Origin of the sequence: Devosia sp. 919, from assembly GCF_013185965.1 — a bacterium.
Lineage (GTDB): Bacteria > Pseudomonadota > Alphaproteobacteria > Rhizobiales > Devosiaceae > Devosia.
The window spans coordinates 1,692,132-1,715,643 of sequence record NZ_JABAOL010000001.1 but is presented as its reverse complement, the minus strand read 5'-3'; the positions used below and the strand labels follow the sequence as shown (position 1 = coordinate 1,715,643).

Here is a 23,512-nt window from a genome sequence, read left to right as displayed (position 1 = left end):
CCAAATCGCGTGATACACGATTAGTGTGAAATGAGGGGCACGGGTGCCTTGCCCTTTGCGCCGGAACAGGCTAACCACTGCCCGGCGATCTCGGAGTGTAGCTCAGCCTGGTAGAGCACCGGTTTTGGGAACCGGGGGTCCAAAGTTCGAATCTTTGTACTCCGACCATCGCACCGCATAGTCTTGAGGTTGTTCCATGACCGCTCGCATTTACCGTCCTGCCCGTAGCGCGACGCAATCGGGCAAGGGCAAGTCCAAGCAGTGGGTCCTGGTGCATGAGCAGGCAACTCCCCGCTCGATCGAAGGGCTGATGGGCTATACCAGCTCGGCCGATACGCGCCAGCAGATCCGCCTCTCGTTCGAGACGCTGGAAGCAGCCGAAGCTTATTCGCAAAAGAATGGCATCGCTTATTCGGTGCAGCCGGCCCATGAGCCCACCGTCAAGCGCGTGAGCTATCCCGACAATTTCCGCCACGACCGCAAGGCACCCTGGACGCACTAGGCGTTCCATTGCCGACGGGGTGTTGGCTGCCCCTGCTGGTGATGGCGGGGGTTTTTGCACGCCCGTCTGGTTTGGTTTTTTGATGCGCGGCCTAGGCGGGTAGTTGTTGGGAAGCTTTCCCGAGGCATCTCGGGATGGGCCCCGGCTCAAGGCCGGGGTGACAGGTGTGGGTGGGGTTAGCGCGGTGCGCCACCCCCGGCTGGTAGGCCTAGCGGGGCGTACGGCCCTGGCTCAGGCGTCGCGTGCCAGCTCCAGGCCTTCTCATACTTCGCTGAGCCTGGTCCATTTGCCGTCATTGCGGCTTGATTGCACCGAAGCGGTGATGAACTGCATGCCTTCGACGCCATCGGCTAGGCTCGGGAGCAGACCTTCGTAGGCTTCCCCGTTGCCGCGGATCACTTCGGCGAACTGGCTATAGAGCGTCGCAAAGGCTTCCAGATAGCCCTCGGGATGCCCCGAAGGGATGCGCACATTCATGGTGGAGGCAGCGACCTGGGAGATGGCGCCGCCGCGGGTCAGCAGCTGGCGCGGCTTACCGAACTCGGAAAACCACATGTAGTTGGGGTTGTCCTGCCGCCATTCGAGGCCGCCCTTGTCGCCATAGACGCGCAGCTGCAGGCCGTTTTCATTGCCGACGGCGACCTGGCTAGCCCAGAGCATGCCGCGGGCGCCGCCGGCGAAACGCAGCATGATATGGACGTTATCGTCGAGCTTGCGGCCGGGAACGAAGCTGGTCAGGTCGGCCGACACGGCTTCGGTCTCCAGCCCGGTGACGAAGCGCAGGAGATTATAGGCGTGGGTGCCGATATCCCCGATGGCGCCGCCAGCGCCTGAGCGCTCGGGGTCGGTGCGCCATTCGGCGCCCGGTGCGGTGCCGGATTGCTCGACAGGCTCGGTTAGCCAATCCTGCGGATACTCGGCCTGGATGACGCGGATCGTGCCCAGAGCGCCTGATTCCACCAGTTCGCGAGCCTGCCGGATCAGGGGATAGCCGGTGTAGTTGTGGGTGAGCAGAAACTTGGCTGATTTGGCCGGCTTGATTTCGGCAAGCTTGCGCGCATCCTCGAGGGTCGAGGTGATCGGCTTGTCGCAGATGACGTGGATGCCGGCCTCGAGAAAGGCCTTGGCCGGGGCGAAATGGAGATGGTTGGGGGTGACGATCGAGACCGCTTCGATGCCGTCGGGACGAGCCGCTTCGGCGCGGGCCATGTCCTCAAAGCTGGTGTAAATGCGGTCGGGTGCGAGCCCCAAATTGCGCCCGGATTCCTGGGCGACATCGGGGCGCGACGAGAGCGCGCCGGCCACCAGCTCGTAGTCACCGTCGATGCGCGAGGCGACGCGGTGCACATAACCGATAAAGGCTCCCTTGCCGCCGCCAACCATGCCCAGGCGAATGCGCCTTGCGCCGTTTTCAGCCATGAAATGCCTCCCCTTGTTCTTTGATTGCTGTGTTCGGGGGCGATACCCCCCACCCGGACTCCCCCACAAGGGGGGAGGTGAAGGGCCTCAATGAGCCCATGTAAGGTCTTGGACTTTACTCGAGCCCGAGCATGCGCCGATTGGCGGCCTGGTCGGTGCCAGCGGCGGCGAAATCGTCAAAGGCGCGCTCGGTGACGTGGATGATGTGGTGCTTGATGAACTCGGCGCCTTCGCGCGCCCCGTCCTCGGGGTGCTTGAGGGCGCATTCCCATTCGAGCACTGCCCAGCCGGCAAAGTCATATTGCGCCATCTTGGAGAAGATGGAGGCGAAATCGACCTGCCCGTCGCCAAGCGAGCGGAAGCGCCCTGCCCGGTTGATCCAGCTCTGGTACCCGCCGTAAACGCCCTGGCGGCCGGTCGGGTTGAACTCGGCATCCTTGACGTGGAACATGCGGATGCGCTCGTGGTAGATATCGAGGTATTCGAGATAATCGAGCTGCTGCAGCACGAAGTGGCTGGGATCGTAGAGCAGATTGGCACGCGGGTGGTTGTTCACCCGCTCAAGGAACATCTCGTAGGTCACCCCGTCATGCAGATCCTCGCCCGGGTGGATCTCGTAGCAGACATCGACGCCCGCCTCGTCGAACGCGTTGAGGATGGGCGTCCAGCGGCGCGCGAGCTCGTCAAAAGCTTCCTCGACAAGGCCCGCCGGGCGCTGCGGGAAGGGGTAAAGGAACGGCCAGGCGAGCGCGCCCGAGAAGGTCGCGTGTTCGGTCAGGCCCAGGTTCTGCGAGGCCTTGGCGGCCCACAGCATCTGCTGCACGGCCCATTCCTGGCGCGCCTTGGGATTGTTGTGCACCGAAGCGGGGGCAAAGCCATCCAGCATGGTGTCGTAGACGGGATGGGCGGCGACGAGGTGACCCTGAAGATGGGTCGAGAGTTCGGTGATCTCGACGCCGTTTTCGCTCGCCACGCCGGCGATTTCATCGGCATAGGTCTTGGAGGTCGCGGCCTTTTCGAGGTCGATCATGGCGCCAACGCCGGTCGGGACCTGTACGCCCTTGTAGCCCAACCCCGCCGCCCAGGCGCAGATGCTGCCGAACTCATTAAAGGGGGCGGTGTCGCCGGCGAACTGAGCCAGGAAAATGGCTGGGCCCTTAATGGTGCGCATGAAGTTTCTCCTCGATTATTCCCTTCCCAAGCCGGGCGAGTCATGCCGCCGGCTCGGGCTCCCCAGATGCAATCGGCGGCACGCGGCCGCCGATCCTCGTTGGTGTTACGCTATCGCCCGCGGCGACAGTGTCAAGCCGACGCCTTGAGCAGCGCCTGGGCCTGTTCGGGCTTGAGCGCTTCTGGGCGCTCGCAAGTGGTAGCGAGGGTCAGCACCTGCCCGCTTTCGCCGGCCTTGAGCAGCGAAGTCATGACGTCGACGGCATGGAGGGCGACATCCAGGCCACAACGCGCGCGGTAGCCGCCCTCGATGGAGGCGATCATGTCAGCAAGGCCGGCTGTCCGGTAATTGGCGCGCGGATTGGGCTTATCCTGATCCTGGTTGACCTTGCCGAAGGGATGATCCCAGGGCGTGACCGTGGTCTTGGTGCCTTCGATGTCGGTGGTGACGAGTTCGCCGCCAAAGAAGTTTGGATCGGGCACATAGATGGTGCCTTCAGTGCCGTAGAGCTCAATATTGTGGTGGCCGTGGCTGGCCACGTCCCAGCTGGCGCCCATGGTGACGATGGCGCCGTTGTGGAACTCGAGCACGCCATGAACCGTGGTCGGGGTGCCGACCTTGATCTTGGTGCCCTGGTAGGGACCGGGTGCCGTCACTTCACGCTCGGTGCGCGCCATGTTGGTGAAGGCGGAGACGCGCTTGACCGGGCCGATCAGGTGGATGAGGTCGGTCACGTAATAGGGGCCGACATCAAGCACCGGGCCGGCGCCAACCTGGAAGAAGAAATCTGGATTGGGATGCCAGTGCTCCATGCCGCGGCTCATCACATGGGTGGTGCCGCTCATGATGCGCCCGAGGGCACCGGAATCAATGATGTCGCGCGCCTGCTGATGGGCCCCGCCCAGGAAGGTGTCGGGCGCGCTGCCAACCAGGAGATTACGCTCGTCCGCGGCCTTTTTGAGCGCGAGGCCTTCTTCGAGCGAGAGCACGAAAGGCTTTTCGGAATAGGCGTGCTTGCCGGCCGAAACGATGTCCATGGACACCGAATAATGGGTCGAAGGGATGGTCAGATTGACGATCACGTCGAGTTCGCTGTTCTTGAGCAGCTCGTCGGGCGTCTGGGCGGCGACACCGAACTCCTCGGCGCGCTTGCGGGCGGCTTCGGGGATGATGTCGGCGACCGCGCGCACTTCGAGCCCCTTGAACAGGGGCGCGAGACGCAGATAGGCGCTCGAAATATTGCCGGCACCCATGATGCCGACGCCAAAGGTCTTGGCCATAGCAGTTACTTCCAGTTCTTGGCGGTGGCGATGGAGCGGCGCGCAAAGCGCTCGGCATCGGAGGGCTTGTCGTGCTCGGCGACGAAATACTGCGCCTTGGTGCGGCTGGTGACCTCGTTGATCAGCTGGTCCCAGTTGAGGACCCCAAAGCCGACATCGGCCCAGCCGTCTTCGTCAGTGGCTTCGCCGGCCGGGGCAATGTCCTTGACGTGGACGGCGGTGATGCGGTCGCCATAGCGGTCGAACCACTGCACGGGATCGGCCTTGCCGCGGGCAATCCAGGCCACGTCGGCTTCCCACTCGAGCGCAGGGGCGGTTTCGAGAATGATTTCCATCGGGGTGCGGCCGCTGGTGGTGGGCACGAATTCGAAATCGTGGTTGTGCCAGCCAAAGCCATAGCCTGCACGGGTGAAGGTTTCCCCCAGGCCCGCAAGGGTTTCCGCCAGCTCTACCCACTTGCTTTCGTCTGCGCTGCGCCCTTCGGGGCCGATATGGGGGCAGTAGAGGCGCTTCACGCCGAGGGTTTCGGCGGTCTTGAGCGCGGTATCGGTGTCCTGCAGCTGGGCGAGACCGAAGTGGCCGGTGGGCATGGACAGGCCATTGCGCTTGAACTTTTCCGCCAGTGCGGGCGCATCGGCGTAAAGACCGCCATAGCCTTCCACCTGGGTGTAGCCGAGAGCCGCCAGCTTGGCGAGGAAGTCATCGAGATCGGGGTAGTTGCGGGCGCTATAAAGCTGGAATGACAACTCGGTCATTGGGGCCTCTTGTTCGGAAAATCTGGCGTGAATAGGCGGCCCCGCCGGACGGCGGAGCCGAAGCGGTTGTCAGAGCCGGTTGGTGCTCTGGGTGTCGAAGATGGAGCCGCGGGCGGGATCAAAGCCAATCAGCAGCTTCTGGCCGACATGAAGCTGCACATCGCTATCGGCGCGGAAGGTGACGGGGTGGCTGGCAATCCGCGTCCAGGCGAGCGTGTCCGAGCCCATAGGCTCGACAATCTCGATCTCGACTTCGGTGGAGAAGGGCATGCCGGCCGCGGCATCGCCCAAGACGATATGCTCGGGCCGCACGCCGAGCACAGCTTTGGTGGCGCCCTGGGGAGCGGTGGCGAAATCATAGGTGCCCATGGAAACATGGGTGCCATCTTCGGCCACGAAGTGAGGCTGAGCGCCGCCGTTGAGGGTGCCGTTGATGAAGTTCATCGAGGGCGAACCGATGAAGCCGGCGACGTAAAGGTTCACAGGCTTGTTGTAGATGGTGTGCGGATCGGCCAGCTGCTGGATTTCACCGCTCCGCATGATGGCGATGCGGTCGGCCAGGGTGAGCGCCTCGATCTGGTCGTGGGTGACATAGATCATGGTGTTCTTGAGCCGCTGGTGCAGCCGCTTGATCTCGACGCGCAAATCGCTGCGCAGCTTGGCATCGAGATTGGACAGCGGCTCGTCGAAGAGGAAAACGTCGACGTCGCGAACCAGCGCCCGGCCAATGGCGACGCGCTGGCGCTGGCCGCCCGACAGATTGGCGGGCTTGCGCTGCAGGAGCGGCTCGATCTGGAGGATCTCGGCGGCCCGGGCGACGCGGCGCTGGATCTCGTCCTTGGGCATGCCGGTGACGCGCAAGCCAAAGGAGAGGTTCTTTTCCACGCTCATCTGCGGATAAAGCGCATAGGATTGGAACACCATGCCGATGCCGCGGTCCTTGGGTTCGGACCAGGTGACGTTCTTGCCGCCGATGAAGATCTGGCCACCCGAAACATCGAGCAAACCGGCAATGCAGTTGAGCAAGGTGGACTTGCCGCAGCCGGAGGGGCCGAGCAGGACGATGAATTCGCCCTGCCCGACTTCGAGATCGAGGCTTTTGAGCACCTGCACGGCGCCGAAGTTAAGCGACAGGTCCTTGATGGAAACGCTGCTTTGCATTGCTTTATCCCTTCACCGCGCCAGCGGCGATGCCGCGCACGAACCATTTGCCTGAGACGAAATAAACAGTCAGCGGTACCGCTGCTGTCAGGATCGTTGCGGCCATGTTGACATTGTATTCCCGCACACCCTGAGCCGAGTTGACGATGTTGTTGAGCTGCACGGTCATTGGATTGTTCTGCGTGCCGGCAAAGACCACGCCGAACAGGAAGTCGTTCCAGATACCGGTAACCTGGAGGATAATCGCCACGGCAAAGATGGGCAGCGACATGGGTGCCATGATCTGGAAGAAAATGCGCCAGAAGCCCGCACCATCCACGCGCGCCGCCTTGAACAATTCCTGGGGCAGCGAGGCGAAGTAGTTACGGAACAGGAGCGTTAGGATGGGCATGCCGAAGACGGTGTGGACCAGGATGACGGCCCAGAGGGTGCCGAAGATCTTGAGCTCGCGGGTGATCATCACCATCGGGTAGAGCATCACCTGATAGGGGATGAACGAGCCCAGCAGCAGGCAGGTGAAGAAGAACTCGGAGCCCTTGAAGCGCCAGTTGACGAGCGCATAGCCACTGACAGCGGCCACGAAGACCGAAACGACGGTGGAGGGTAGCGTGATCTTGACCGAATTCCAGAAGCCGGGCGCCAGACCGTTACAGGTGAGGCCGGTGCAGGCGCTAGTCCAGGCCTTGACCCAGGGCTCGAAGGTAACTTCGAGCGGCGGGGCGAAGATGTTGCCGAGACGGATCTCGGGCAGGCCCTTCACCGAGGTCATGATCATTACGTAAAGCGGCAGCAGGTAATAGAGGGCCGCGACGATGATGATGCCGTAGATGATGATGCGGGTTGGTGTGAAAAACGGACGGGGGCGAGGACCAAAGGGCTCGGCGGTAGCGGCAATAGTGGCCATGGTGTTCTCCTAGCGCGCCTTCTTTGGTCCGAATTCGATGACGATCCAGGGGATCAGGATCACGAACACGGCCGCAAGCATCACTGTCGAGGCCGCCAGGGCCTGGCCCAGATTGCCAGCGTTGAACATGTAGTTGATGACGTATTTGGCGGGCACTTCGGAGGACAGGCCCGGGCCGCCATTAGTGAGCGCCACCACAAGGTCATAGGTGCGCACAAGGCCCGAGCCGACGATCACCAGCGTGGTAACGATGACGCCGCGCATCATGGGCAGCACGATCTGCAGGTAAGTGCGCCAGGTGGGAATGCCGTCGACGCGCGCGGCCTTCCAGATTTCCTCGTCGACGCCGCGCAGGCCGGCCAGCATCAGCACCATGACAAAGCCCGTGCCGTGCCAGGTCCCGGCGATCATGAGTGCATACAGCACCATGTCGGTATTGGTGATCCAGTCGAAGGTGAAATTGGTCCAGCCGAGGCCCCGCATCGTGGATTGCAACCCCAGCGTGGGGTTCATGATCCACTGCCAGACGAGGCCGGTGACGATGCCCGAGAGGGCGAAGGGATACAAAAAGATGGTGCGGAAGCCGCTTTCGAAGCGGATCTTCTGGTCCATCAACACGGCGAGCAGGAAGCCCACCACCATGGTGAAGACCAGCGAGAAGATGCCATAGGTCAACAGGTTGGTGGCCGAGATGCGCCAGCGCCGGGCGGCAAAGAGGCGCTCATATTGTTCCCAGCCGATAAAGGCGCCATTGGGCAGCGCACGTGAATCGGTGAACGAAAACCAGACGCTCCAGAGCGTGCAGCCGATAAACACCACCAGCACGATCACCACCATGGGTGTCGCCGCGATCTTGGCGCTCAAATTGCGCACAAACAGATTGTGCAGGAGTCCTGGTGGCTTGTCGGCCGCAACCGGCCGACCCAGAGCACCAGCGTGCCGGATGTCGGTCATAGCGCTTCCCCTTTAGCGAAAACTCGGGCGAAGCGGCCAAGGGGCCGCCCGCCGCGCCGGTGGGGACCGCCACACAAGCGGCCCCCCGTTCGGCAGGACCAGCTTAGTTGGCGGACTCGATGATCGAAGCGTATTCTTCGATGTAGTCGTCAACCGAGAAGCTCTTGTCGGCGAAGAATTCCTGGTTGAGGTCGTCCAGCTGCTGCTGGGTGTCGCTCGAGTTCAGGGTTTCGCCGGAAGGCAGCAGGCCTTCGGGGCTCTGGAGGATCGCGATGGCCTTCTGCATGCAGGGATTGGCCGTCGACAGGTCGATATCGGTGCGGATGGGCATGGAGCCCTTCTTGAGGTTGAACGCCACCTGGGCTTCCTTGCTGACGAGCAGCTTGGCGAGCTCCACCTGAGCATCCAAGACGTCCTGCGAGGTGCCCTCTGGCAGCTGCGGGAAGTAGAAGGCGTCGCCGCCACCCTCGATGCGCTGGGTCAGGCCCAGGCCCGGCAGGCATTCATAGTCCTCGCCGGGAACGGCGCCGGCGACCTGCAGGTCACCCTGGATCCAGTCACCATGGATGTTGGCGGCAGCTTCGCCGGCAATCAGCTGATTGGCGACGTCGCCGAACTGCGGCACGACTTCAGCCGGGTCAACAGCATCGCGGATGGTGGCCCAAGCTTCGGCAACCTTGCGGAACTCGGGACTACGAACAGCTTCTGCGTCATGCTCGCCCCAAACCTTTTCGTAAAGTTCGGGACCGCCAACGTCAGCCAGCAGCACACCGGGAATGCCGTTCAGCGGCCAGCCAGCGGCAAGGCCGAAGGGGATGACGCCAGCTTCACGCAGCTGGGGAATGGCAGTGGCATATTCATTCCAGTCCTTGGGAACCGGAATGCCGGCGGTCTCGAAAGCCTTGGTGCTGAGCCACAGCCAGTGCCAGGAGTGGATATTGACGGGCACGCAGTAGATCTTGCCCTCGTAGGTGCAGGCGTCAAAGAGACCTGGATCGGCGTAGAATTCCTTCCAGCCCTCTTCTTCGGCAATTGGGGTGAGGTCGCGGATCAGGCCGGCCTGGATGAGGCCCTCGGCGTCGCGGCCGGTATTCATCTGGGTGGCGCCCATCGGATTGCCGCCGAGGATGCGGCTGATGATGACGGGGTTGGCACCGGTGCCCGAACCAGCCAGGGCGCTATCGACCCATTTATTGCCGGTCGCATCGAACAAGCGGGCAAACTCTGCCACGGCGGCGGATTCACCGCCCGAAGTCCACCAATGGGTGACTTCCAGCTCTGCAGCCATCGCGGCAGTCGAGCTCATCAAGGCAGCCGCCATCGCGGCAGCCACGGTAAACTTTGTCATAGATGCATCCTCCCAAGGATCCTGGAGCGAACCGCTCCGCAAATCTGCCAGCCGCAAGGTTATCTTCTTGTGAGATATCCCGAGCTGGCCGCGTTTAAATCGATTTCATTGGCGTCCAAGAGACCTCTGCAATCGATTGCATTAGTTTCATACACGTACCTCATTGCTGTCAAGGTGCATTTGAACTTGCATGGCAAACCCTCGGAAAACCGGGTTCTTGCGAGCAGGAGCTTAGGAGCATCGCCTGCCGGGATCGACAAAATCGCGCGTGGTGGCTGCTGTTGCGACGCCCCGTACAAAGATGGATGCGCCAGAGACCAAGAGGCGGGTTTTTTTCTGGCCGAAATCGGGTAAAGGAGGGCTTGGCCGAGGTCCCGTAGCTCAGCTGGATAGAGCAGCAGCCTTCTAAGCTGTTGGTCGCAGGTTCGAGTCCTGCCGGGATCGCCAATTTCACCAGATTTTGCGAGCACACTACCCTGCAGGATTTATTGCACCGCATGTTGACCCTTTTCAACAGCAAGTGAGCACGGGGAACTACGCTAGGTCATTGGCATTGGTCTCAAACAGAGGAGATCCTGGAATGGCCATTTCGACAATCGACCGCATCCCTGACCCGCTCACCGACCGGTTTGATTTGGATGAACTGCCCCGCGTGGCGCCTTGGGTTTATGACGAGATTACGTCGATTGGCGTGAACGAGGTCAGGGACACGATTGCAGATATGGGGGAGGATCCAACCGAGTCTCTGCTCATGCGCACTTGGGTGGAAGCACTGACGCAGCACCGATCAAAGATTTGGCGAGCACTGGCTCAGGCTTGACCGCTGCTGGCCTTGCCAAATCGGACCGAACCAGCGTTCAATTTTGGATCGCAATTCGGCTGCTCCAGCGGAAAAATCCCACCATCCTGGAACGTTAGGGGCGCGTTTAGGTTAACAGGCCATGCTGAGTTACGGCTGCAAGGCCTGCGTGAGGAGTATCCCCGGAATGTCCGAATTGTATGTGTGCGCCACTCTGGCGATTGCCGCTTACTCGACCTGGCTGTTTTTCGAGCTTACCGGCGACCGACCCGACCAGCAGTAACACGGAACTGCCGGTACCGCCGACAGGCGGGGCGTGCGGACGAATTCATCAAGCCGTTCACGCGGTGCATGTCTCGGCCGGTGCTGATCTCATCTTCGGGCATGGGGTCGGCTTCAGCGGGCTTGACCAGTTCAACTGCTGCTCAGTCCAGTGCAGGGTTCGGTTGAATCCCCTCGGATCAGCATTCTCGCTTTAGCGCACGGCCCTGCCGGGATCGCCACGCGCCGCAACTTCGGTGCTCATGGTAAGGGCTAGGAGGGGGTGGTGTCCCCTCCCCGCACAATCGCAAAACATCGCCGCCGCTACTTCTCGATAACAAGGCCCGCAAGGGCATCGAGGTTGTCGGGCAGCGGGGTGGTGCCGGGCTGGACGCCATTCTTAGACAGAATATAGGCCGTCAGTTCGGCATAGGTCTTGTCGCTCAGGCGACCCGGGCGGTCGGGCGGCATGGCCGTCTTGATGAAGCCAAACAGACCATCGGCGGTGAAACCGAAATAGGTGCCTTCAAAATTGCTGCCGCGCAGGGGCGGACCACCAAACTCGCCATCGTCGAGATTGGCACCATGACAATCCAGACAGCTCTTTTGATATTCCGCGCGTCCAGCATCGGCCTGGGCGGCAGTGAAGCTTGCCTTGGGCAGGTCTTCCTGGGCATTGGCCAGTGTTCCAGACAAGGCGAGTCCGGCCATTGCCGCCGAGATGGCGAAAGTACGAAGCAGCATCGAAATTCTCCTCAGAGCGTCACAGGCTAGTTGCCGGGCTTGGTTACCCGGTCTGGGCAAACTCAAGCGTGAAGCAATCGGCTGCGCAGGACAACAAGTTTATTTGTGATGCGGCGCGGGTTTACTGCCGGGCCTAGGAGTCGCAGGTGAGCTTCATACTTTAGTTGAATGCGACGCCGGGTGGACTTGCTGCGGCAGGCCGCCGCAGCCGCCGACGAGCACGGCCTATGGCCCGGCACAGAGGGGTTTGCGCCCGAATCACCCCCGTCGATATTGCCGTCCGCGCCTACACGGAATGGCGATCACGCTTAGCCTGACCAAGGTTGACGGCTCCAAGTAACGGGGCGCATGATCGGTGTAACGCTGCCAAACCATTGCGTCGCGAGGGCACAAAGCCCGTGACGAAAATCGGGCTTTCAGCGTCTACGGAGGAAATACTCAAATGCAAAAGCGGTTACTGCTCGCCTCATCAGCGCTCGCGAGCTCATTGCTTGTTCTTGCCTCGGGCATTGTTCATGCCCAGGAAACGCCGTCCCGGCTCGATAGCTACACCCCGGTGACCGACGAAACGTTGTTGAACCCCGCCGATGGCGACTGGCTGCACTGGCGCCGCACCTATGACGGTTGGGGCTATAGTCCACTCGAGCAGATCAACAAGGACAATGTCAGCAACCTGACCGTGGCCTGGACCTGGTCGCTGACCCCGGGCGCGACCGAAACCACGCCGATCGTTCACGACGGCATTCTTTACGTGCACAACAACCTCGACAAGGTCCAGGCGCTCGACGGCGCTACCGGTGACCTGCTCTGGGAATATGTGCGCGATCTGCCTGAGGACGTTGTCGCGGCTGGCACCGGCAACACGGCCACCAAGCGCAACATGTCGATCTACGAGGACAAGATCATCCTCGCGACATCGGACACTCATATCATCGCGCTCGACGCCAAGACCGGCCAGGTCGTGTGGGACGTGCAGCCTGCGGACTGGAACAAGGGCTGGCGCTATTCAGCTGGTCCGCTGATTGCCGACGGCGTGGTGATCCAGGGCATGACCGGTTGCGGCAATGCCCAGCCTGGCGGCTGCTTCATCACCGGACACGACCCCTCAACGGGCGAAGAAAAGTGGCGCTTCTACACCATCGCTCGCGATGGCGAGGCCGACAAAACCTGGAACGGCATACCGCTCGAAAGCCGCTTTGGCGCATCGGTGTGGCTGGCCGGGACCTATGATCCGGAAACCAAGACCGTATTCAGCGGTGTGGGCCAGCCCTATCCGTGGATTGCCGAGATGAGCGGCCTGCTGCCGGCATCCGAGGAAGAAGGCGTTACCAATGACGCACTTTACAGCGACTCGACGCTGGCGCTCGATCCGCAGACGGGCGCGCTCAAGTGGCACCACCAGTATCTCAAGAACGACACCTGGGATCTGGACTATATCTATGAGCGCATCCTGATCGATCTTCCCCATGATGGTACCGATCGCAAGCAGGTCGTGACAGCCGGCAAGCTCGGCATCATCGAATCGCTGGACCGCGAGTCGGGTGAATGGCTCTGGGCCAAGGAAACCGTGCCGCAGAACGTGGTCGCTTCCATCGACCAGGAAACCGGCGAAAAGACCATCAACCCTGATTCCATCCCGAAGATCGGCGAAACCACGCTCAACTGCCCGGCTGACCCCGGTGGCCGCGCTTGGCCAGCAACGGCTTACAGCCCGCGCACGCAGATGCTTTATCTGCCGCTCAACGAGTACTGCTCGAACACCACGCCCCAGCCGCTTGACGCCGGCCAGATCTATACCGGTGGTGGTCGTGCGACCTTCTCGCGTATTCCGGTCGACGGCAGCGACGGCAATATCGGCCGCGTGGATGCCGTAAGCATGGTTGACCAGGAAACCGCTTGGTCGCATCGCCAGCGCGCACCGATCGTCTCGGCCGTGCTGCCCACAGCAGGCGGCGTCGTGTTCGCCGGTGACTGGAACCGCTGGTTCTATGCGTTCGACGACGAGTCGGGCGACGTGCTCTGGAAGATGCGCACCAACAACGCGATCAACTCCTTCCCCGTCAGCTACGAAGCCGATGGCAAGCAGTATGTCGCCGTTGCCGTGGGTAACGGCTCGAGCATGGCGCGCTCGGTAGCGACGCTGACGCCCGAACTGGTCGTGCCGACCGCTGGCTCGGTGCTCTGGGTGTTCGCCCTGCCTGACGACGCAGCAGGTGCTGCCGACACGCAAGCTGCCGCAAACTAGGCAGTTGGACGCGGGCGCTTCGGCGCCCGCGGTTTTTCTTGAGGAACCAACCTGATGGTTTTGCTATCCCGCCTTCGCCGCCACGGGCGGGTTCTTGCTTCGTGCCTGCTCTGTGCGGCTGCCCTTTGTGCGCCGGGACTGGCGCAGGATCGCCCCAGCCTGCCCGACCAAGAGAAGTTCGGCCGGGCCAGCGACGAGTATTCCTTCCGCTTTTGTGTTGATCCGCGTGATCCCGGATGGGAGTTCGACAAGGCGGTTGGCCTTGCCATTGCCGATAGCCTCTTGCTCGAGCCGCGCATGCATGTGGTGACCGACACCAATGAGCGCGCCGAATTCGAGGATGTGTACCGCCACCTGCTGGCCGATTGCGCGGTGTATTTCGGGTTCAAACTGTTTGCCGGCGGTTATCCCGAATGGGTGACAGTCACCCGGGCTTATTACGAAACCGGCTATGTGTTTGTGGCCAAGTCCCCTGCCCCCGCGACCCTCGGCGCCATCGCCCCGGGCCAGGCGCTTGGGGCCACGATCGGCTCTGCGGCAGATTTCCGCCTCGTGCAGTTCAACAATTCCCGCCCGGCCGGGGAGCGCTGGCGGCGTTTTCCGATGGCGACCGACACCCAGGCGCTCGACGCCGTGCTGAGCGACACTGTCGCCGCCGCCCTGGTTTGGGCACCCTCGTTTTATGCCTTGGGCAAGAGCCGCCCTGATATCGCCGCGCTCGACATCATCGCCTCTCCCAGCCCGCTCAACCTGCCGCCGGTGCCCATTGGTGGCGTCATGCTTAGCCGGGACACCTTCTTGCGCAACAATATCGACCAGGCGATTGCGGCGCTGGTGGCGGATGGCGTCGTCGATGAGTTGCTGACGCAAATCGACATGCCCGGTGCGGCACCCTCCAATCCATGACTCCTGCCGTCGAACTGCACGACCTCAGCAAGCGCTATGGCCGTCATCTGGCGCTCGATGGGGTAGGCCTGACGATCAACCGCGGCGAGGTCTTTGCCCTGCTCGGCCCCAACGGCGCCGGCAAGACCACCTTGTTGCATATCCTCTGCACCCTGCTGGCGCCCGACAGTGGCACGGCCAAGGTCGGCGGGGCCGATGTGATGCGCGACCCATTACGGGTGCGGCGCAATCTCGGCGTAGTGTTCCAGACCTCCAGCCTGGATGGACGCCTGACCGTTCGTGAAAACCTCGAGTTCCACGGCATGGTCTATGGCGTGCCCAAGGCTTTGAGGCGGGACAGAATTCAGGAAATGCTGGCGGCGGTCGAGCTTGCGGATCGCGCCAACGCATTGGTGCAGACGCTTTCGGCCGGCATGAAGCGGCGGCTCGAAATTGCCCGCGCCCTTGTGCATGACGCGCGGATCCTCGTGATGGATGAACCGACGGTGGGGCTCGACGCCCGTTCGCGCGACGCCATGTGGGACTATGTCGCCAAGCTGCGCGCTGAACGTGACCTGACCCTCATCATCACCACCCATTATGTCGAAGAGGTTGAGAACTGCGACCGGGTTTGCATTATCGACCAGGGCAAGGTGGTGGCGCTGGACACCCCACATGCGCTGAAATCGCGCTACGGGCAGGAATATATGCGGCTGCGCCCGGTGGATGCGGCGGCGGCACAGGCTATTCAGTCGCGCTATCCTGAACTGGTGACGCCTATGCGAGAAGGGCTGTTGGTCCGCATCCCACAATCGCAGTTCACGCGTGAATTCCTGGGCGAATTCGGCGATCGGCTCACCGACCTCTCCTTTGATCGCTCGAGCCTTGCTTCCGTGTTTCTCGCCATTACCGGTCGGCAACTGGAGCGCCCGGAACCCGTCACGCCCAAGCGGGAGGGACGCCGATGAGCCTGGTAGACGACTTTCCCCAAACCACACCGCTGGGGCCACGGGCTTTGGCTAGCGGGGTGTTTGCCATTTGGCTGCGCGAGATCAAGCGGGCCGCGCGGGACAAGGGGCAGTTGATCGGTGGCGTCAGCCGGCCGCTGCTCTGGGTTCTGGTACTAGGGATCGGGCTTAACCCTTATTTCCGCGGCGAGGTTTATGGCGCGGTCCGCTTTGTGATCCCATTCACCTATCTGCAGTTTATCTTCCCGGCCGTTATCGCCCTCAACATCATGTACACTTCGGTGCAATCGGCGGTGTCGCTGATCTGGGACCGCGAGTTCGGCTTCTTGCGCGAAGTGCTGGTATCGCCCATGCCACGCTCGCTGGTGCTGCTCGGCAAGGTGCTGGGCGGCGCGACGGTGGCGATGTTTCATGGCTGCCTCGTGCTGATCCTGGCGTTTTTCGTCGATGTGCCCATCGCGCCAGCCGATATCGCCATGGGCCTGCTGTTGATGTTCCTCCTGTCCTTTGGCCTGACGTCGCTGGGGATCGTAATTGCGCATCGGGTGCGCAGTTTTGAGGGCTTCGGGGTGTTTTCGAACGCCGTGATCCTGCCGCTGTATTTTCTCTCGAGCTCGGTGTTTCCGCTCGATCCAGCGCTGTCGCGGGCGCAGGCGGCGATCATCTATCCGGAATGGCTGGTGTTCCTTATCCACGCGAATCCGATGACCTATGCCGTTGATGCGCTAAGAAAAAACTTCATCGGCTTCGCCCAGTTCGATCCATCCTTGGGGCCGCTAGTGCTGGTGGGCATGTGCGTGGTCTTTTTCGGCTGGGCGCTGTTCGACTTCCGCAAGAACTGAGCCATGTTGCGCCGCCTCCTCGATACTGTGTCGCAATATGCCTGGTTAATCGGGGGTATGGCTCTGTTGTTGGCGGTGTATTTGCTCCCGCCCGATACCTCGCTTTCGGAGGTGCGGCGCCAGGGCCTGTTGAGCGCCTGTCTGCCCGTGACGCGGCCGCCGCTCGTGACCGCTGACGAGGCCGAACCGGGGCTCGAAGTTGAACTGCTGCAGATGATTGCCGAGGAAATCGGCGTCCGGTTCCGGCCGGTCACAGTGCCCGCCATGGGTGAGGATTTTGATCTGAGCCTGTGGCGGATCAGCCGGGCGCAATGCTCGGTGGTGGGTGGTGGCACGCTCGACACAGCAGCCACCCGCGCCTTTCTGGACGTAACGCCACCATTTGGCGAGACGGGTTGGGTGGTTCTGTCCCGGGCAGCGGGGGCACTGCAGTCGGGGGCGACAGTGGCGGTTCTGGCCAATGTGCCGGGTGCCGACCGATTGGGGCTGTCGCGGTTCTTGCGAGGGCAAGGCGTTACCCCCCAGCTGGTGCGCTCGCCCGATGATCTCGCGACCGCAATTGCAGACGGTTCGGCCGATGCCGGCATTGCCGACGCGCTTTATGCCCACGCGCTGGCTCGCGAGGCTGGCTTGGTCATGACCGATCTGCCGCCGCCGCTCGGGCATGACGCTTTGGTGTTTGGCCTCTGGAAAGGGGACCTAACCCTCAAGCGCGCCATCGTTGCTGCCTTGGCGCGCATCCGTGACGACGGGCGGCTCAATGACTTGACCGTCAAGTACCTCGATTAGCCCGAACTCAGTCGATCAGCGCCAAAACCGCGGCGACGACTGGGGCCAGCCAGAGCTGGATTTTGCCGGTCGCGAACACCACAAGAAGGGCAAGGCTGACCAGCAGTCGCCGCCGCTCCAGCCAGCCGGCAATTTCCGATGTCCGCCCGAGCAATGCGCCAGCCGCCAGCGGCGGCACGGGCACGAGGTTGATCAGCGCAAACAGCACGGCGCTGCCCGAAAGCGCTTGCAGACCACTGGTGACGATGGCGCCCCAGGCCAGCGAATCCATGTTGATCGCGAGGGGGATCAGCCGCTGGGCGAGCCAAGCCAAGGCCAGCATGGCTAAGCTTGGGGTGAGCATGGCCGCAACTGCGCCGAGAACGGGCGGTCGCAGACGTGCCGGCGTCAGGTGCAGCGGCGTCATCCACCCCAGGCCCGACACCAAGAAGGCCACAGCGCCGATTAGATCCAGATGAGCAGCAGGGTTGAGGGTGAGGCGGCCGTCTTGGGCGGGGCCTTGGTCACCCAGCAAACGGGCGGCACCCGTAAGGGCAAATCCGTAGATGGCGAGTATTGGGACCAGCACCGCAATGCGGGTCAACAATGTCGGCAGCGTCAGGTCGAACATGCTATTCCTCCCCGGCTGGTCGAACATGGAACGGTCGGTCGGGTCAAGCGATTGCGGGCCGGTGGGACGGAGCGCCAAGGCCGCTCGTGGCCTTCTGGCCTGCGGCACAGGCGCACGCGCTGCAACTCTGTGGCTTATCAGTGCGTTGGCAACCTGGCAGCAACAGGCTCGCCGCAGGAGCCCGTAGTGCAGCACCCCGTTCAGCCGTCCCCGTCCTATTCCTGGTGGAGCCGCGAGCAGCGTCCCTATACCCCGGCCGAACTGGTGGCCGATGGTCTGGTGCATGTGTTCGGGCTGGTGGGGGCGCTTGTTGCCGGATCGTTCCTTCTGGTATTTGCCCTGACGCACACTGCGCCGGAGGCGTTTCCGGCGCTTGTGCTGTATGTGGCAACGCTGATCTGCGTGCTTGGCGTGTCGCTGGCCTATAATCTATGGCCGGTTTCGCCGATCAAGATGCACCTGGCGCGGCTCGACCAGGCCGCCATTTTCCTGTTCATCGCCGGCACCTATACGCCTTTCCTCGCGGTGCTGGGCGGCACGACCACGGGCATGGTGATGACCACCTTCGTATGGGCCGCCTCGCTGATTGGCGTGGCCCTCAAGCTGCTGGTGCCGCACCGCTTCGGGCGCCTTGCCATTCTGCTGTACCTGGCAATCGGCTGGAGCGGCATCCTGGTGTTCCAGGCGCTGGCCACCGCCCTGCCCGCCTCAACACTGTGGCTGATCCTGGCGGGCGGCGTCGTATATTCGCTCGGGATTATCTTCCACTTGTGGGAAACGCTGAGATTTCAGAACGCCTTGTGGCACGTCTTCGTGGTCGCGGGCGCCAGCCTGCACCTGTGGGCCGTGCTTGATTGCATGGTGTTCAAGCGGCTCTAGGATCAGGGCTGTGGCGCCGCCTCGATGAGGTCATGCTCGACGGTGTCACCCGGCTTGAGGCCAATCTCCTGGGAGCGCCCGCCGGGGATCTCCAGCACATAGCGCACCGGAACCTGCGAGGGGATCGAAGTAGGGTCGTGCGGGCGGGCATTCACATGCACGGTTTTGACGACACCCTTGCCATCGATGAAGATCATGTCGAGCGGAATAAAGGTGTTCCGCATCCAGAATGACACCTCCCGCTCATCCACGAAGTCAAAGAGCATGCCTTCGTCATCAGCCAGTTCCTGGCGGTACATCAGGCCCTTGGCGCGGCTTTCGGGCGTATCGACGACCTCGACCTTGAAGGCGTGATCGCCGGTCGAGGTGTGGAGAACCAGTTGGCCCTCATCGCTGCAGGCCGCCAGCGGCGCGACCGCGAAGAGAGCAGCCACGAGCAGACCGGAACGGCGCACCACTTGGGCGGCAGCGGGAGGCGCGGTGAAGGCGGTAAGCATGGATGGTGATCCTAGTGCGAAGACGGTGCGTCGCCCCATCCATCGGGCCGAATCTCGGCAACCATAAGGCCCTTGGGGCCATCGCCATAGCGAACCAGCACGAACTGGCCTGGCCGCAGCTCGGTGATGCCGAAGCGGCGCAAGGTTTCCATATGGACGAACACGTCAGGCGTGCCCTCGCCCGCGGACAGAAAGCCAAAGCCGCGAATGCGGTTGAACCATTTCACCTCGAGCCGGACCATGCCCGAAGTTGGCTCCACCACCACATGGGTGCGCGGCGCCGCCATCTGCGAAGGATGCCGCGCGGTGGATTCGTCCATGGAAATAATGCGAAAAGCCTGTAGCCCGCCGGGGCGGTTAAGGGCCTCTACCACGATGCGGGCGCCTTCATAGGCGGTTTGGTAGCCGTCGCGCCGCAGACAGGTAACATGCAGCAGCACGTCGGCCATGCCATTATCGGGCACGATAAAGCCAAAACCCTTGCCAGCGTCAAACCACTTGATGGCACCGGAAACCTCGATGGTATCCATGCTGCCGTCAGTCGCTTGCGGGCGATCGGTCACCGCCCCGGTAGACAGGGTCGTAGGCTCGTCGCCCTCGCCGCTCAGTTTGGCCCCCATAGATGCCGCCTTTTCGTACTCGCCTCGCGCCGCGAGGTACTCCACTAGCCTTAGCACTGTGTCCGATTCAGTGGCAAAAGTTAAGAAGGTGTTTCGAAATAGTTTAGGTGTGGCAGTTGCGGCTCACGTCTTCACTTGTTAGGCGAGTTGCCCGAACTGCAGAGGAATTACCCCGATGAAATATCTGCACACCATGGTCCGCGTGACCGATGTGGAAGCGAGCCTGCGATTTTATTGCGAGGGGCTAGGCCTAGAAGAGGTCAAGCGCAGCGAAAACGAGAAGGGCCGCTATACCCTGATCTTCCTGCGCGCTCCGGGCGACCAAGGTGGGGAAGTTGAACTCACCTATAACTGGGATCCCGAAGAATATACCGGGGGGCGCAATTTCGGGCACCTCGCCTATCTCGTCGATGACATCTATGGCCTATGCCAGCACCTGTCGGACATGGGTGTCGTGATCAATCGGCCGCCGCGCGACGGGCATATGGCCTTTGTGCGTTCGCCCGATGGGATCTCGGTTGAGCTGATCCAGAACGGCACCCTGCCCCCGCAGGAGCCTTGGGCTTCCATGCCAAATACCGGCAAGTGGTAAGCTAGCGAAACCCGATTTTTGTCTGCCGGCCGCAGGCCGGTAGACAGCTTCGTTAACCCTGACGCTTAGGCGCCGGTTAGCAATCTCGATCGTATTTTAGTGGCTTCGTAAACCATCAGTCGCCTTGTTGCCGTTGCGCAACAGGCACAACTGAGCGGATGCCATGAAAACGATCGTCACCTTCCTCATTTGTGTTCTGGTTCTAGCTGGCTGCGCGCCGATGGCGATGTTCGCCAGTGGCAGCGGGCAAGCCTATTCCGGCAAGCGCTCGGACTGGGGCACTTATGTTGCCAGCCGGGAGGTGAATGCCTTTTGCATCAGCCCGCAACTGCGCTTCCTGATCTGGGAGTTCGAGGGGCATTTCGGGCGCAAGGTGATCATGAGCTCGGGCTATCGCGATGGCCGGCACAACAAGGCGGCGGGCGGCGCGGACAATTCATTTCATACCAAATGCATGGCTGCGGACTTCTATATCCCCGGGGTAGACAAGCGCGAGCTGATCGCCTTTGCCATGCGCACGCCGGCGGTTGGCGGGCTCGGGTGCTATCCCGGTAAACCCTTTATTCATGTGGATGTGCGTGAGCGGCCCAAGGGCTATCGGCGGCCGGTGACTTTCTCAGGCTGTTGAAAAAGTTGATGGAAAACGCGCAAAGGTGTTGCACATCCAAAAGGGTCCGACTATACGACCACCAGCGCTTAGGCGCCCTTCGTCTATCGGTCAGGACGCCACCCTTTCACGGTGGAGAGAGGGGTTCGATTCCCCTAGGGCGTACCATTTTCCTTGCTGCTGTTGCGGGGATAAGCTAGCACTAAGACCTCCTCCGCGCCCATCGTCTAGCGGTCAGGACACCGCCCTCTCACGGCGGGAACAGGGGTTCGATTCCCCTTGGGCGTACCAGGGTCTTGCTTCCAATTTATTGCCGCTTGTGCTGATCGCGTCAGGGAACTGACGGATCGGATTTTTGCGTGTTTGCACCCCCTTTGCCATTTTTGCGCCGGGTTGATGAACGGCGGCTGTCAGTTTGTTCATCGGGGTTTTTGGTGCCGAAGTTATGCCCGGGTGGTTCGGGTTGGGTGATGATGGGGGCGGTGATTCTGATTGGGGCGTCCGGAGAGATTCGGGGTGACTGAACGACCCCCTCCCCCGGCCCCTCCCCTCAAGGGGGCGGGGAGGATTTGCGGCGGCAGTGGGGATAGTCTCGGCCTTGGAGCTGAGGCGCGGTTGGGAGCGACGGCATGAGCGAAAAAGTTGCCTGGATCATTGGGGGCGGTTCGGGGATCGGGGCGGCGGTGGCGCGGATGCTGGCGGACCGGGGCTGGACGGTTGCGGTTTCGGGGCGGCGGGTCGAAAAGCTGGCCGAGGTCGCGGATGGCAAGCGCATTCATGCCTTTCCCCTGGATGTGACCGACACCGAGGCGGTGGATGCGGCAGTGGCGGAGGTAATCGCGCGGCTGGGGCGAATCGATCTGTTTGTGTTCGGGGCGGCGGCCTGGCAGGAGCGCAAGGTCAGCGATTATGCCATTGAACCCTTCAGCGCGGTGGTGGACGCCAATTTCCTGGGATTCGTGCGGTTCCTCGATCCGATTATCGCGCAGATGCGCCGGCAAGGCGGCGGGCAGATTGCCGGGATCGCTTCGGTAGCGGGTTATTTCGGCTTGCCGCGTTCGGCGGCTTATTCCTCGACCAAGGCGGCGATGATCGCGTTGCTGCAGACGATGCGCACGGAACTGGCTGGCAGCGGGATCAAGGTGCGGATGATCGCTCCGGGATTCGTGAAATCCGAGCTGACGGCGCGCAATGATTTCCCGATGCCGTTCCTGATGGAAACCGAGGATGGGGCGCGGCGGATCGTTGATGGCCTGTTGGGCTCGGATCGGTTCGAGATCGCGTTTCCCCGGCGCCTGGTGTGGCCGATGAAACTGCTGCGGATGATGCCCTACCCGGTGTTCTTCTGGGTGATGGGCCGGCTGCCCAAGCCCAAGGATTAGAGCTCAGGCCGGACGGCGGTACTGGTAGATTCCAACATCGATGCAGCCCTCGGTGAAGCCCGCCTCGCAGTAGCTGAGGTAATAGATCCATTTGCGGCGGAAATGCTCGTCATAGCCGAGCGGGGCGATCATGGGCCAACGCTCAAGGAACCGCTCGCGCCAAAGCCGCAGGGTGCGAGCATAAGAAAGGCGGAAGGTTTCCACCTGTTCGAGCACAAGGCCGTGCTGCTCGCCGCATTCGCGCATCGCCGTCTTGGTCAGCAGCATGCCGCCGGGGAAGATATAGCGCTGGATGAAATCGGGCCCGCTGCTATAGCCGGCAAAATCGGCCTCATCGATGGTGATGGCCTGAATGGCGGCGGTGCCGCCGGGCTTGAGCCGGTCATGGACCGTCTGGAAGTAGCTCGGCCAGTGTTCCTGCCCGACCGCTTCGATCATTTCGATCGAGCCGATATGGTCGAACTGGCCGGTGGTGTTGCGATAATCCTCGAAATGAAGCTTGGCGCGGTTGTCGAGCCCCTGGCGGCGCAGGCGCTCCTGGCCGAAGCGCAGCTGTTCGGCGGAAAGAGTGATGCCGCGCAGATTGGCGCTATAGTCTCGCGCGACGGTTTCGGCAAAGCCGCCCCAGCCACAGCCGATTTCCAGAACGCTCGAGCCGGGGGTGATGCCGGCCATGTCGGCGACGCGGTGATATTTGGCGAGCTGGGCTTCCTCGAGACTTTGGTCCCCGGAGGTAAAGACCGCCGAGGAATAGGTCATGGAGGGATCGAGCCACTGGCCGTAGAAGTCATTGCCGAGGTCATAGTGCTCGGCGATGTTCTGCTTGGAGCCATCGAGCGTGTTGCGGCGCGAGAGATGATAATGCAGATCGCCGGCCGCCTTGCGGAAGATGCCGGGATTGGCGCGCTGAATGATATCGCGGTTCTGCAGAAAGAAGCGGAACAAGGCGGTAAGGTCATCGACCTCGATGTCGCCATTCATATAGGCGGCGGCAAAACCAACCGTGCCGCGCTGCATCGATTCGCTCAGAACCCGGAAATTGTTGAGGCGCAGCACGGCATGAAGCCCGGTGGCCGGATTGCCCAGGGTTCGTGTGCGGCCATTGGGGAAGATGATCGTGACGCCGCCATGCCGGGGCGCGTTGAGGACGCGGGAGCCGATTTGCTCGACGGCCCAGGACAGTATCGCCGTCAGAGGTTTGCTGCCGGCGGCGGTATTCGTGACTGCAGTTTTACGCATAAACGCTTGCCCAGCTACCTGGCAGCGCTGCAGAGCGACTGCCCCGAGATAGAACCCCC

The 23,512-nt window shown here is 62.1% G+C and carries 24 protein-coding genes and 4 tRNA genes; 15 read left to right on the top strand and 13 right to left on the bottom strand.

All coding sequences use genetic code 11. The annotated features are described in order from the left end of the window. The first annotated feature begins 91 nt into the window (after positions 1-91). Positions 92-168, top strand: a tRNA-Pro gene (locus HRQ64_RS08270). A 28-nt stretch (positions 169-196) separates the two neighbouring features. Beyond that, positions 197-502 carry an ETC complex I subunit gene (locus tag HRQ64_RS08265; protein ID WP_172122938.1) on the top strand — a complete coding sequence of 102 codons (306 nt, stop codon included), beginning with the start codon at positions 197-199 and terminating at the stop codon, positions 500-502. A gap of 261 nt (positions 503-763) precedes the next feature. On the opposite strand, the gene HRQ64_RS08260 is transcribed toward HRQ64_RS08265, so the two are convergent. The 8 genes from HRQ64_RS08260 to HRQ64_RS08225 form a co-directional block, all read right to left on the bottom strand. Beyond that, a complete protein-coding gene (locus HRQ64_RS08260) occupies positions 764-1,921 on the bottom strand; it encodes a Gfo/Idh/MocA family oxidoreductase (RefSeq protein WP_172122937.1) in 1,158 nt (385 codons plus the stop codon). A gap of 115 nt (positions 1,922-2,036) precedes the next feature. Continuing rightward, complete coding sequence (locus HRQ64_RS08255) at positions 2,037-3,092, bottom strand: sugar phosphate isomerase/epimerase (RefSeq protein WP_172122936.1); 1,056 nt, start codon at positions 3,090-3,092, stop codon at positions 2,037-2,039. A gap of 131 nt (positions 3,093-3,223) precedes the next feature. Further along, complete coding sequence (locus HRQ64_RS08250) at positions 3,224-4,372, bottom strand: Gfo/Idh/MocA family oxidoreductase (protein WP_172122935.1); 1,149 nt, start codon at positions 4,370-4,372, stop codon at positions 3,224-3,226. A 5-nt stretch (positions 4,373-4,377) separates the two neighbouring features. Further along, positions 4,378-5,127 carry a sugar phosphate isomerase/epimerase gene (locus tag HRQ64_RS08245; protein ID WP_172122934.1) on the bottom strand — a complete coding sequence of 250 codons (750 nt, stop codon included), beginning with the start codon at positions 5,125-5,127 and terminating at the stop codon, positions 4,378-4,380. Between the two features lie 69 nt (positions 5,128-5,196). Continuing rightward, positions 5,197-6,288, bottom strand: coding sequence for an ABC transporter ATP-binding protein (locus HRQ64_RS08240; protein WP_172122933.1), 1,092 nt, complete (start codon positions 6,286-6,288; stop codon positions 5,197-5,199). Between the two features lie 4 nt (positions 6,289-6,292). After that, on the bottom strand, positions 6,293-7,192 hold the full coding sequence (locus HRQ64_RS08235) for a carbohydrate ABC transporter permease (RefSeq protein WP_172122932.1): 900 nt from the start codon (positions 7,190-7,192) through the stop codon (positions 6,293-6,295). Between the two features lie 9 nt (positions 7,193-7,201). Then, positions 7,202-8,146 carry a sugar ABC transporter permease gene (locus HRQ64_RS08230; protein ID WP_172122931.1) on the bottom strand — a complete coding sequence of 315 codons (945 nt, stop codon included), beginning with the start codon at positions 8,144-8,146 and terminating at the stop codon, positions 7,202-7,204. Between the two features lie 103 nt (positions 8,147-8,249). Beyond that, complete coding sequence (locus tag HRQ64_RS08225; RefSeq protein ID WP_248305254.1) at positions 8,250-9,494, bottom strand: ABC transporter substrate-binding protein; 1,245 nt, start codon at positions 9,492-9,494, stop codon at positions 8,250-8,252. A 370-nt stretch (positions 9,495-9,864) separates the two neighbouring features. Here HRQ64_RS08225 and HRQ64_RS08220 point away from each other — a divergent pair. Next, positions 9,865-9,941, top strand: a tRNA-Arg gene (locus HRQ64_RS08220). 133 nt (positions 9,942-10,074) lie between these two features. After that, positions 10,075-10,314: a hypothetical protein gene (locus HRQ64_RS08215; RefSeq protein WP_172122930.1), complete on the top strand. Its 240-nt coding sequence runs from the start codon at positions 10,075-10,077 to the stop codon at positions 10,312-10,314. 564 nt (positions 10,315-10,878) lie between these two features. Here HRQ64_RS08215 and HRQ64_RS08210 read toward each other — a convergent pair. After that, the gene (locus tag HRQ64_RS08210) at positions 10,879-11,298 is read right to left on the bottom strand and encodes a cytochrome c (RefSeq protein ID WP_127752570.1); all 420 of its coding nucleotides are present in this window, start codon (positions 11,296-11,298) and stop codon (positions 10,879-10,881) included. Between the two features lie 442 nt (positions 11,299-11,740). Here HRQ64_RS08210 and HRQ64_RS08205 point away from each other — a divergent pair, with 442 nt between their 5' ends. From HRQ64_RS08205 to HRQ64_RS08185, 5 genes are read left to right on the top strand one after another with little or no spacing between them, the layout of a single operon-like run. Further along, positions 11,741-13,543 (top strand): PQQ-binding-like beta-propeller repeat protein, encoded by a 1,803-nt coding sequence (locus HRQ64_RS08205; protein WP_172122929.1) that lies wholly within the window; start codon positions 11,741-11,743, stop codon positions 13,541-13,543. A gap of 54 nt (positions 13,544-13,597) precedes the next feature. After that, positions 13,598-14,449 carry a transporter substrate-binding domain-containing protein gene (locus HRQ64_RS08200; RefSeq protein WP_172122928.1) on the top strand — a complete coding sequence of 284 codons (852 nt, stop codon included), beginning with the start codon at positions 13,598-13,600 and terminating at the stop codon, positions 14,447-14,449. Further along, entirely contained in the window at positions 14,446-15,396 is a 951-nt protein-coding gene (locus HRQ64_RS08195) for an ABC transporter ATP-binding protein (protein WP_172122927.1), read from the top strand. Before HRQ64_RS08200 ends, HRQ64_RS08195 begins: the two co-directional genes overlap by 4 nt. Continuing rightward, positions 15,393-16,238 (top strand): ABC transporter permease, encoded by an 846-nt coding sequence (locus HRQ64_RS08190; RefSeq protein WP_172122926.1) that lies wholly within the window; start codon positions 15,393-15,395, stop codon positions 16,236-16,238. Before HRQ64_RS08195 ends, HRQ64_RS08190 begins: the two co-directional genes overlap by 4 nt. A gap of 3 nt (positions 16,239-16,241) precedes the next feature. Then, positions 16,242-17,027 (top strand): transporter substrate-binding domain-containing protein, encoded by a 786-nt coding sequence (locus tag HRQ64_RS08185; RefSeq protein WP_172122925.1) that lies wholly within the window; start codon positions 16,242-16,244, stop codon positions 17,025-17,027. A 7-nt stretch (positions 17,028-17,034) separates the two neighbouring features. On the opposite strand, the gene HRQ64_RS20145 is transcribed toward HRQ64_RS08185, so the two are convergent. Continuing rightward, entirely contained in the window at positions 17,035-17,637 is a 603-nt protein-coding gene (locus tag HRQ64_RS20145; protein WP_248306943.1) for a hypothetical protein, read from the bottom strand. A 186-nt stretch (positions 17,638-17,823) separates the two neighbouring features. Here HRQ64_RS20145 and HRQ64_RS20140 point away from each other — a divergent pair, with 186 nt between their 5' ends. Beyond that, the gene (locus HRQ64_RS20140; protein WP_349236684.1) at positions 17,824-18,516 is read left to right on the top strand and encodes a hemolysin III family protein; all 693 of its coding nucleotides are present in this window, start codon (positions 17,824-17,826) and stop codon (positions 18,514-18,516) included. A gap of 2 nt (positions 18,517-18,518) precedes the next feature. Here the strand turns inward: HRQ64_RS20140 and HRQ64_RS08170 are convergent, their stop codons facing one another. Beyond that, the gene (locus tag HRQ64_RS08170) at positions 18,519-19,013 is read right to left on the bottom strand and encodes a DUF192 domain-containing protein (RefSeq protein ID WP_210258526.1); all 495 of its coding nucleotides are present in this window, start codon (positions 19,011-19,013) and stop codon (positions 18,519-18,521) included. 11 nt (positions 19,014-19,024) lie between these two features. Next, positions 19,025-19,543: a cold-shock protein gene (locus HRQ64_RS08165; protein WP_248305320.1), complete on the bottom strand. Its 519-nt coding sequence runs from the start codon at positions 19,541-19,543 to the stop codon at positions 19,025-19,027. A gap of 265 nt (positions 19,544-19,808) precedes the next feature. Here HRQ64_RS08165 and HRQ64_RS08160 point away from each other — a divergent pair, with 265 nt between their 5' ends. The 5 genes from HRQ64_RS08160 to HRQ64_RS08140 all read left to right on the top strand — a co-directional run bounded on the left by HRQ64_RS08160 (position 19,809) and on the right by HRQ64_RS08140 (position 22,214). Beyond that, positions 19,809-20,225 (top strand): VOC family protein, encoded by a 417-nt coding sequence (locus HRQ64_RS08160; protein ID WP_127752561.1) that lies wholly within the window; start codon positions 19,809-19,811, stop codon positions 20,223-20,225. A gap of 163 nt (positions 20,226-20,388) precedes the next feature. After that, positions 20,389-20,853: a D-Ala-D-Ala carboxypeptidase family metallohydrolase gene (locus HRQ64_RS08155; protein WP_172122922.1), complete on the top strand. Its 465-nt coding sequence runs from the start codon at positions 20,389-20,391 to the stop codon at positions 20,851-20,853. 72 nt (positions 20,854-20,925) lie between these two features. Further along, positions 20,926-21,000, top strand: a tRNA-Glu gene (locus HRQ64_RS08150). 48 nt (positions 21,001-21,048) lie between these two features. Next, positions 21,049-21,123 (top strand) — tRNA-Glu (locus HRQ64_RS08145). A gap of 338 nt (positions 21,124-21,461) precedes the next feature. After that, a complete protein-coding gene (locus tag HRQ64_RS08140) occupies positions 21,462-22,214 on the top strand; it encodes an SDR family NAD(P)-dependent oxidoreductase (protein WP_172122921.1) in 753 nt (250 codons plus the stop codon). Between the two features lie 3 nt (positions 22,215-22,217). On the opposite strand, the gene HRQ64_RS08135 is transcribed toward HRQ64_RS08140, so the two are convergent. Next, on the bottom strand, positions 22,218-23,453 hold the full coding sequence (locus HRQ64_RS08135; protein ID WP_172122920.1) for a cyclopropane-fatty-acyl-phospholipid synthase family protein: 1,236 nt from the start codon (positions 23,451-23,453) through the stop codon (positions 22,218-22,220). Positions 23,454-23,512 lie beyond the last annotated feature (59 nt).

Excerpts from the sequence above, each read along its gene's own strand:
- HRQ64_RS08200 (WP_172122928.1), top strand. The coding sequence starts at position 13,598 with ATGGTTTTGCTATCCCGCCTTCGCCGCCACGGGCGGGTTCTTGCTTCG.
- HRQ64_RS08140 (WP_172122921.1), top strand. The coding sequence starts at position 21,462 with ATGAGCGAAAAAGTTGCCTGGATCATTGGGGGCGGTTCGGGGATCGGG.
- HRQ64_RS08185 (WP_172122925.1), top strand. The coding sequence starts at position 16,242 with ATGTTGCGCCGCCTCCTCGATACTGTGTCGCAATATGCCTGGTTAATC.
- HRQ64_RS08240 (WP_172122933.1), bottom strand. The coding sequence starts at position 6,288 with ATGCAAAGCAGCGTTTCCATCAAGGACCTGTCGCTTAACTTCGGCGCC.
- HRQ64_RS20145 (WP_248306943.1), bottom strand. The coding sequence starts at position 17,637 with ATGTTCGACCTGACGCTGCCGACATTGTTGACCCGCATTGCGGTGCTG.
- HRQ64_RS08255 (WP_172122936.1), bottom strand. The coding sequence starts at position 3,092 with ATGCGCACCATTAAGGGCCCAGCCATTTTCCTGGCTCAGTTCGCCGGC.
- HRQ64_RS08155 (WP_172122922.1), top strand. The coding sequence starts at position 20,389 with ATGAAAACGATCGTCACCTTCCTCATTTGTGTTCTGGTTCTAGCTGGC.
- HRQ64_RS08190 (WP_172122926.1), top strand. The coding sequence starts at position 15,393 with ATGAGCCTGGTAGACGACTTTCCCCAAACCACACCGCTGGGGCCACGG.
- HRQ64_RS08165 (WP_248305320.1), bottom strand. The coding sequence starts at position 19,543 with ATGGATACCATCGAGGTTTCCGGTGCCATCAAGTGGTTTGACGCTGGC.
- HRQ64_RS08225 (WP_248305254.1), bottom strand. The coding sequence starts at position 9,494 with ATGACAAAGTTTACCGTGGCTGCCGCGATGGCGGCTGCCTTGATGAGC.
- HRQ64_RS08245 (WP_172122934.1), bottom strand. The coding sequence starts at position 5,127 with ATGACCGAGTTGTCATTCCAGCTTTATAGCGCCCGCAACTACCCCGAT.
- HRQ64_RS08215 (WP_172122930.1), top strand. The coding sequence starts at position 10,075 with ATGGCCATTTCGACAATCGACCGCATCCCTGACCCGCTCACCGACCGG.
- HRQ64_RS08160 (WP_127752561.1), top strand. The coding sequence starts at position 19,809 with ATGAAATATCTGCACACCATGGTCCGCGTGACCGATGTGGAAGCGAGC.
- HRQ64_RS08170 (WP_210258526.1), bottom strand. The coding sequence starts at position 19,013 with ATGCTTACCGCCTTCACCGCGCCTCCCGCTGCCGCCCAAGTGGTGCGC.
- HRQ64_RS08265 (WP_172122938.1), top strand. The coding sequence starts at position 197 with ATGACCGCTCGCATTTACCGTCCTGCCCGTAGCGCGACGCAATCGGGC.
- HRQ64_RS08205 (WP_172122929.1), top strand. The coding sequence starts at position 11,741 with ATGCAAAAGCGGTTACTGCTCGCCTCATCAGCGCTCGCGAGCTCATTG.
- HRQ64_RS08195 (WP_172122927.1), top strand. The coding sequence starts at position 14,446 with ATGACTCCTGCCGTCGAACTGCACGACCTCAGCAAGCGCTATGGCCGT.
- HRQ64_RS08135 (WP_172122920.1), bottom strand. The coding sequence starts at position 23,453 with ATGCGTAAAACTGCAGTCACGAATACCGCCGCCGGCAGCAAACCTCTG.
- HRQ64_RS08210 (WP_127752570.1), bottom strand. The coding sequence starts at position 11,298 with ATGCTGCTTCGTACTTTCGCCATCTCGGCGGCAATGGCCGGACTCGCC.
- HRQ64_RS08250 (WP_172122935.1), bottom strand. The coding sequence starts at position 4,372 with ATGGCCAAGACCTTTGGCGTCGGCATCATGGGTGCCGGCAATATTTCG.
- HRQ64_RS08260 (WP_172122937.1), bottom strand. The coding sequence starts at position 1,921 with ATGGCTGAAAACGGCGCAAGGCGCATTCGCCTGGGCATGGTTGGCGGC.
- HRQ64_RS08235 (WP_172122932.1), bottom strand. The coding sequence starts at position 7,192 with ATGGCCACTATTGCCGCTACCGCCGAGCCCTTTGGTCCTCGCCCCCGT.
- HRQ64_RS08230 (WP_172122931.1), bottom strand. The coding sequence starts at position 8,146 with ATGACCGACATCCGGCACGCTGGTGCTCTGGGTCGGCCGGTTGCGGCC.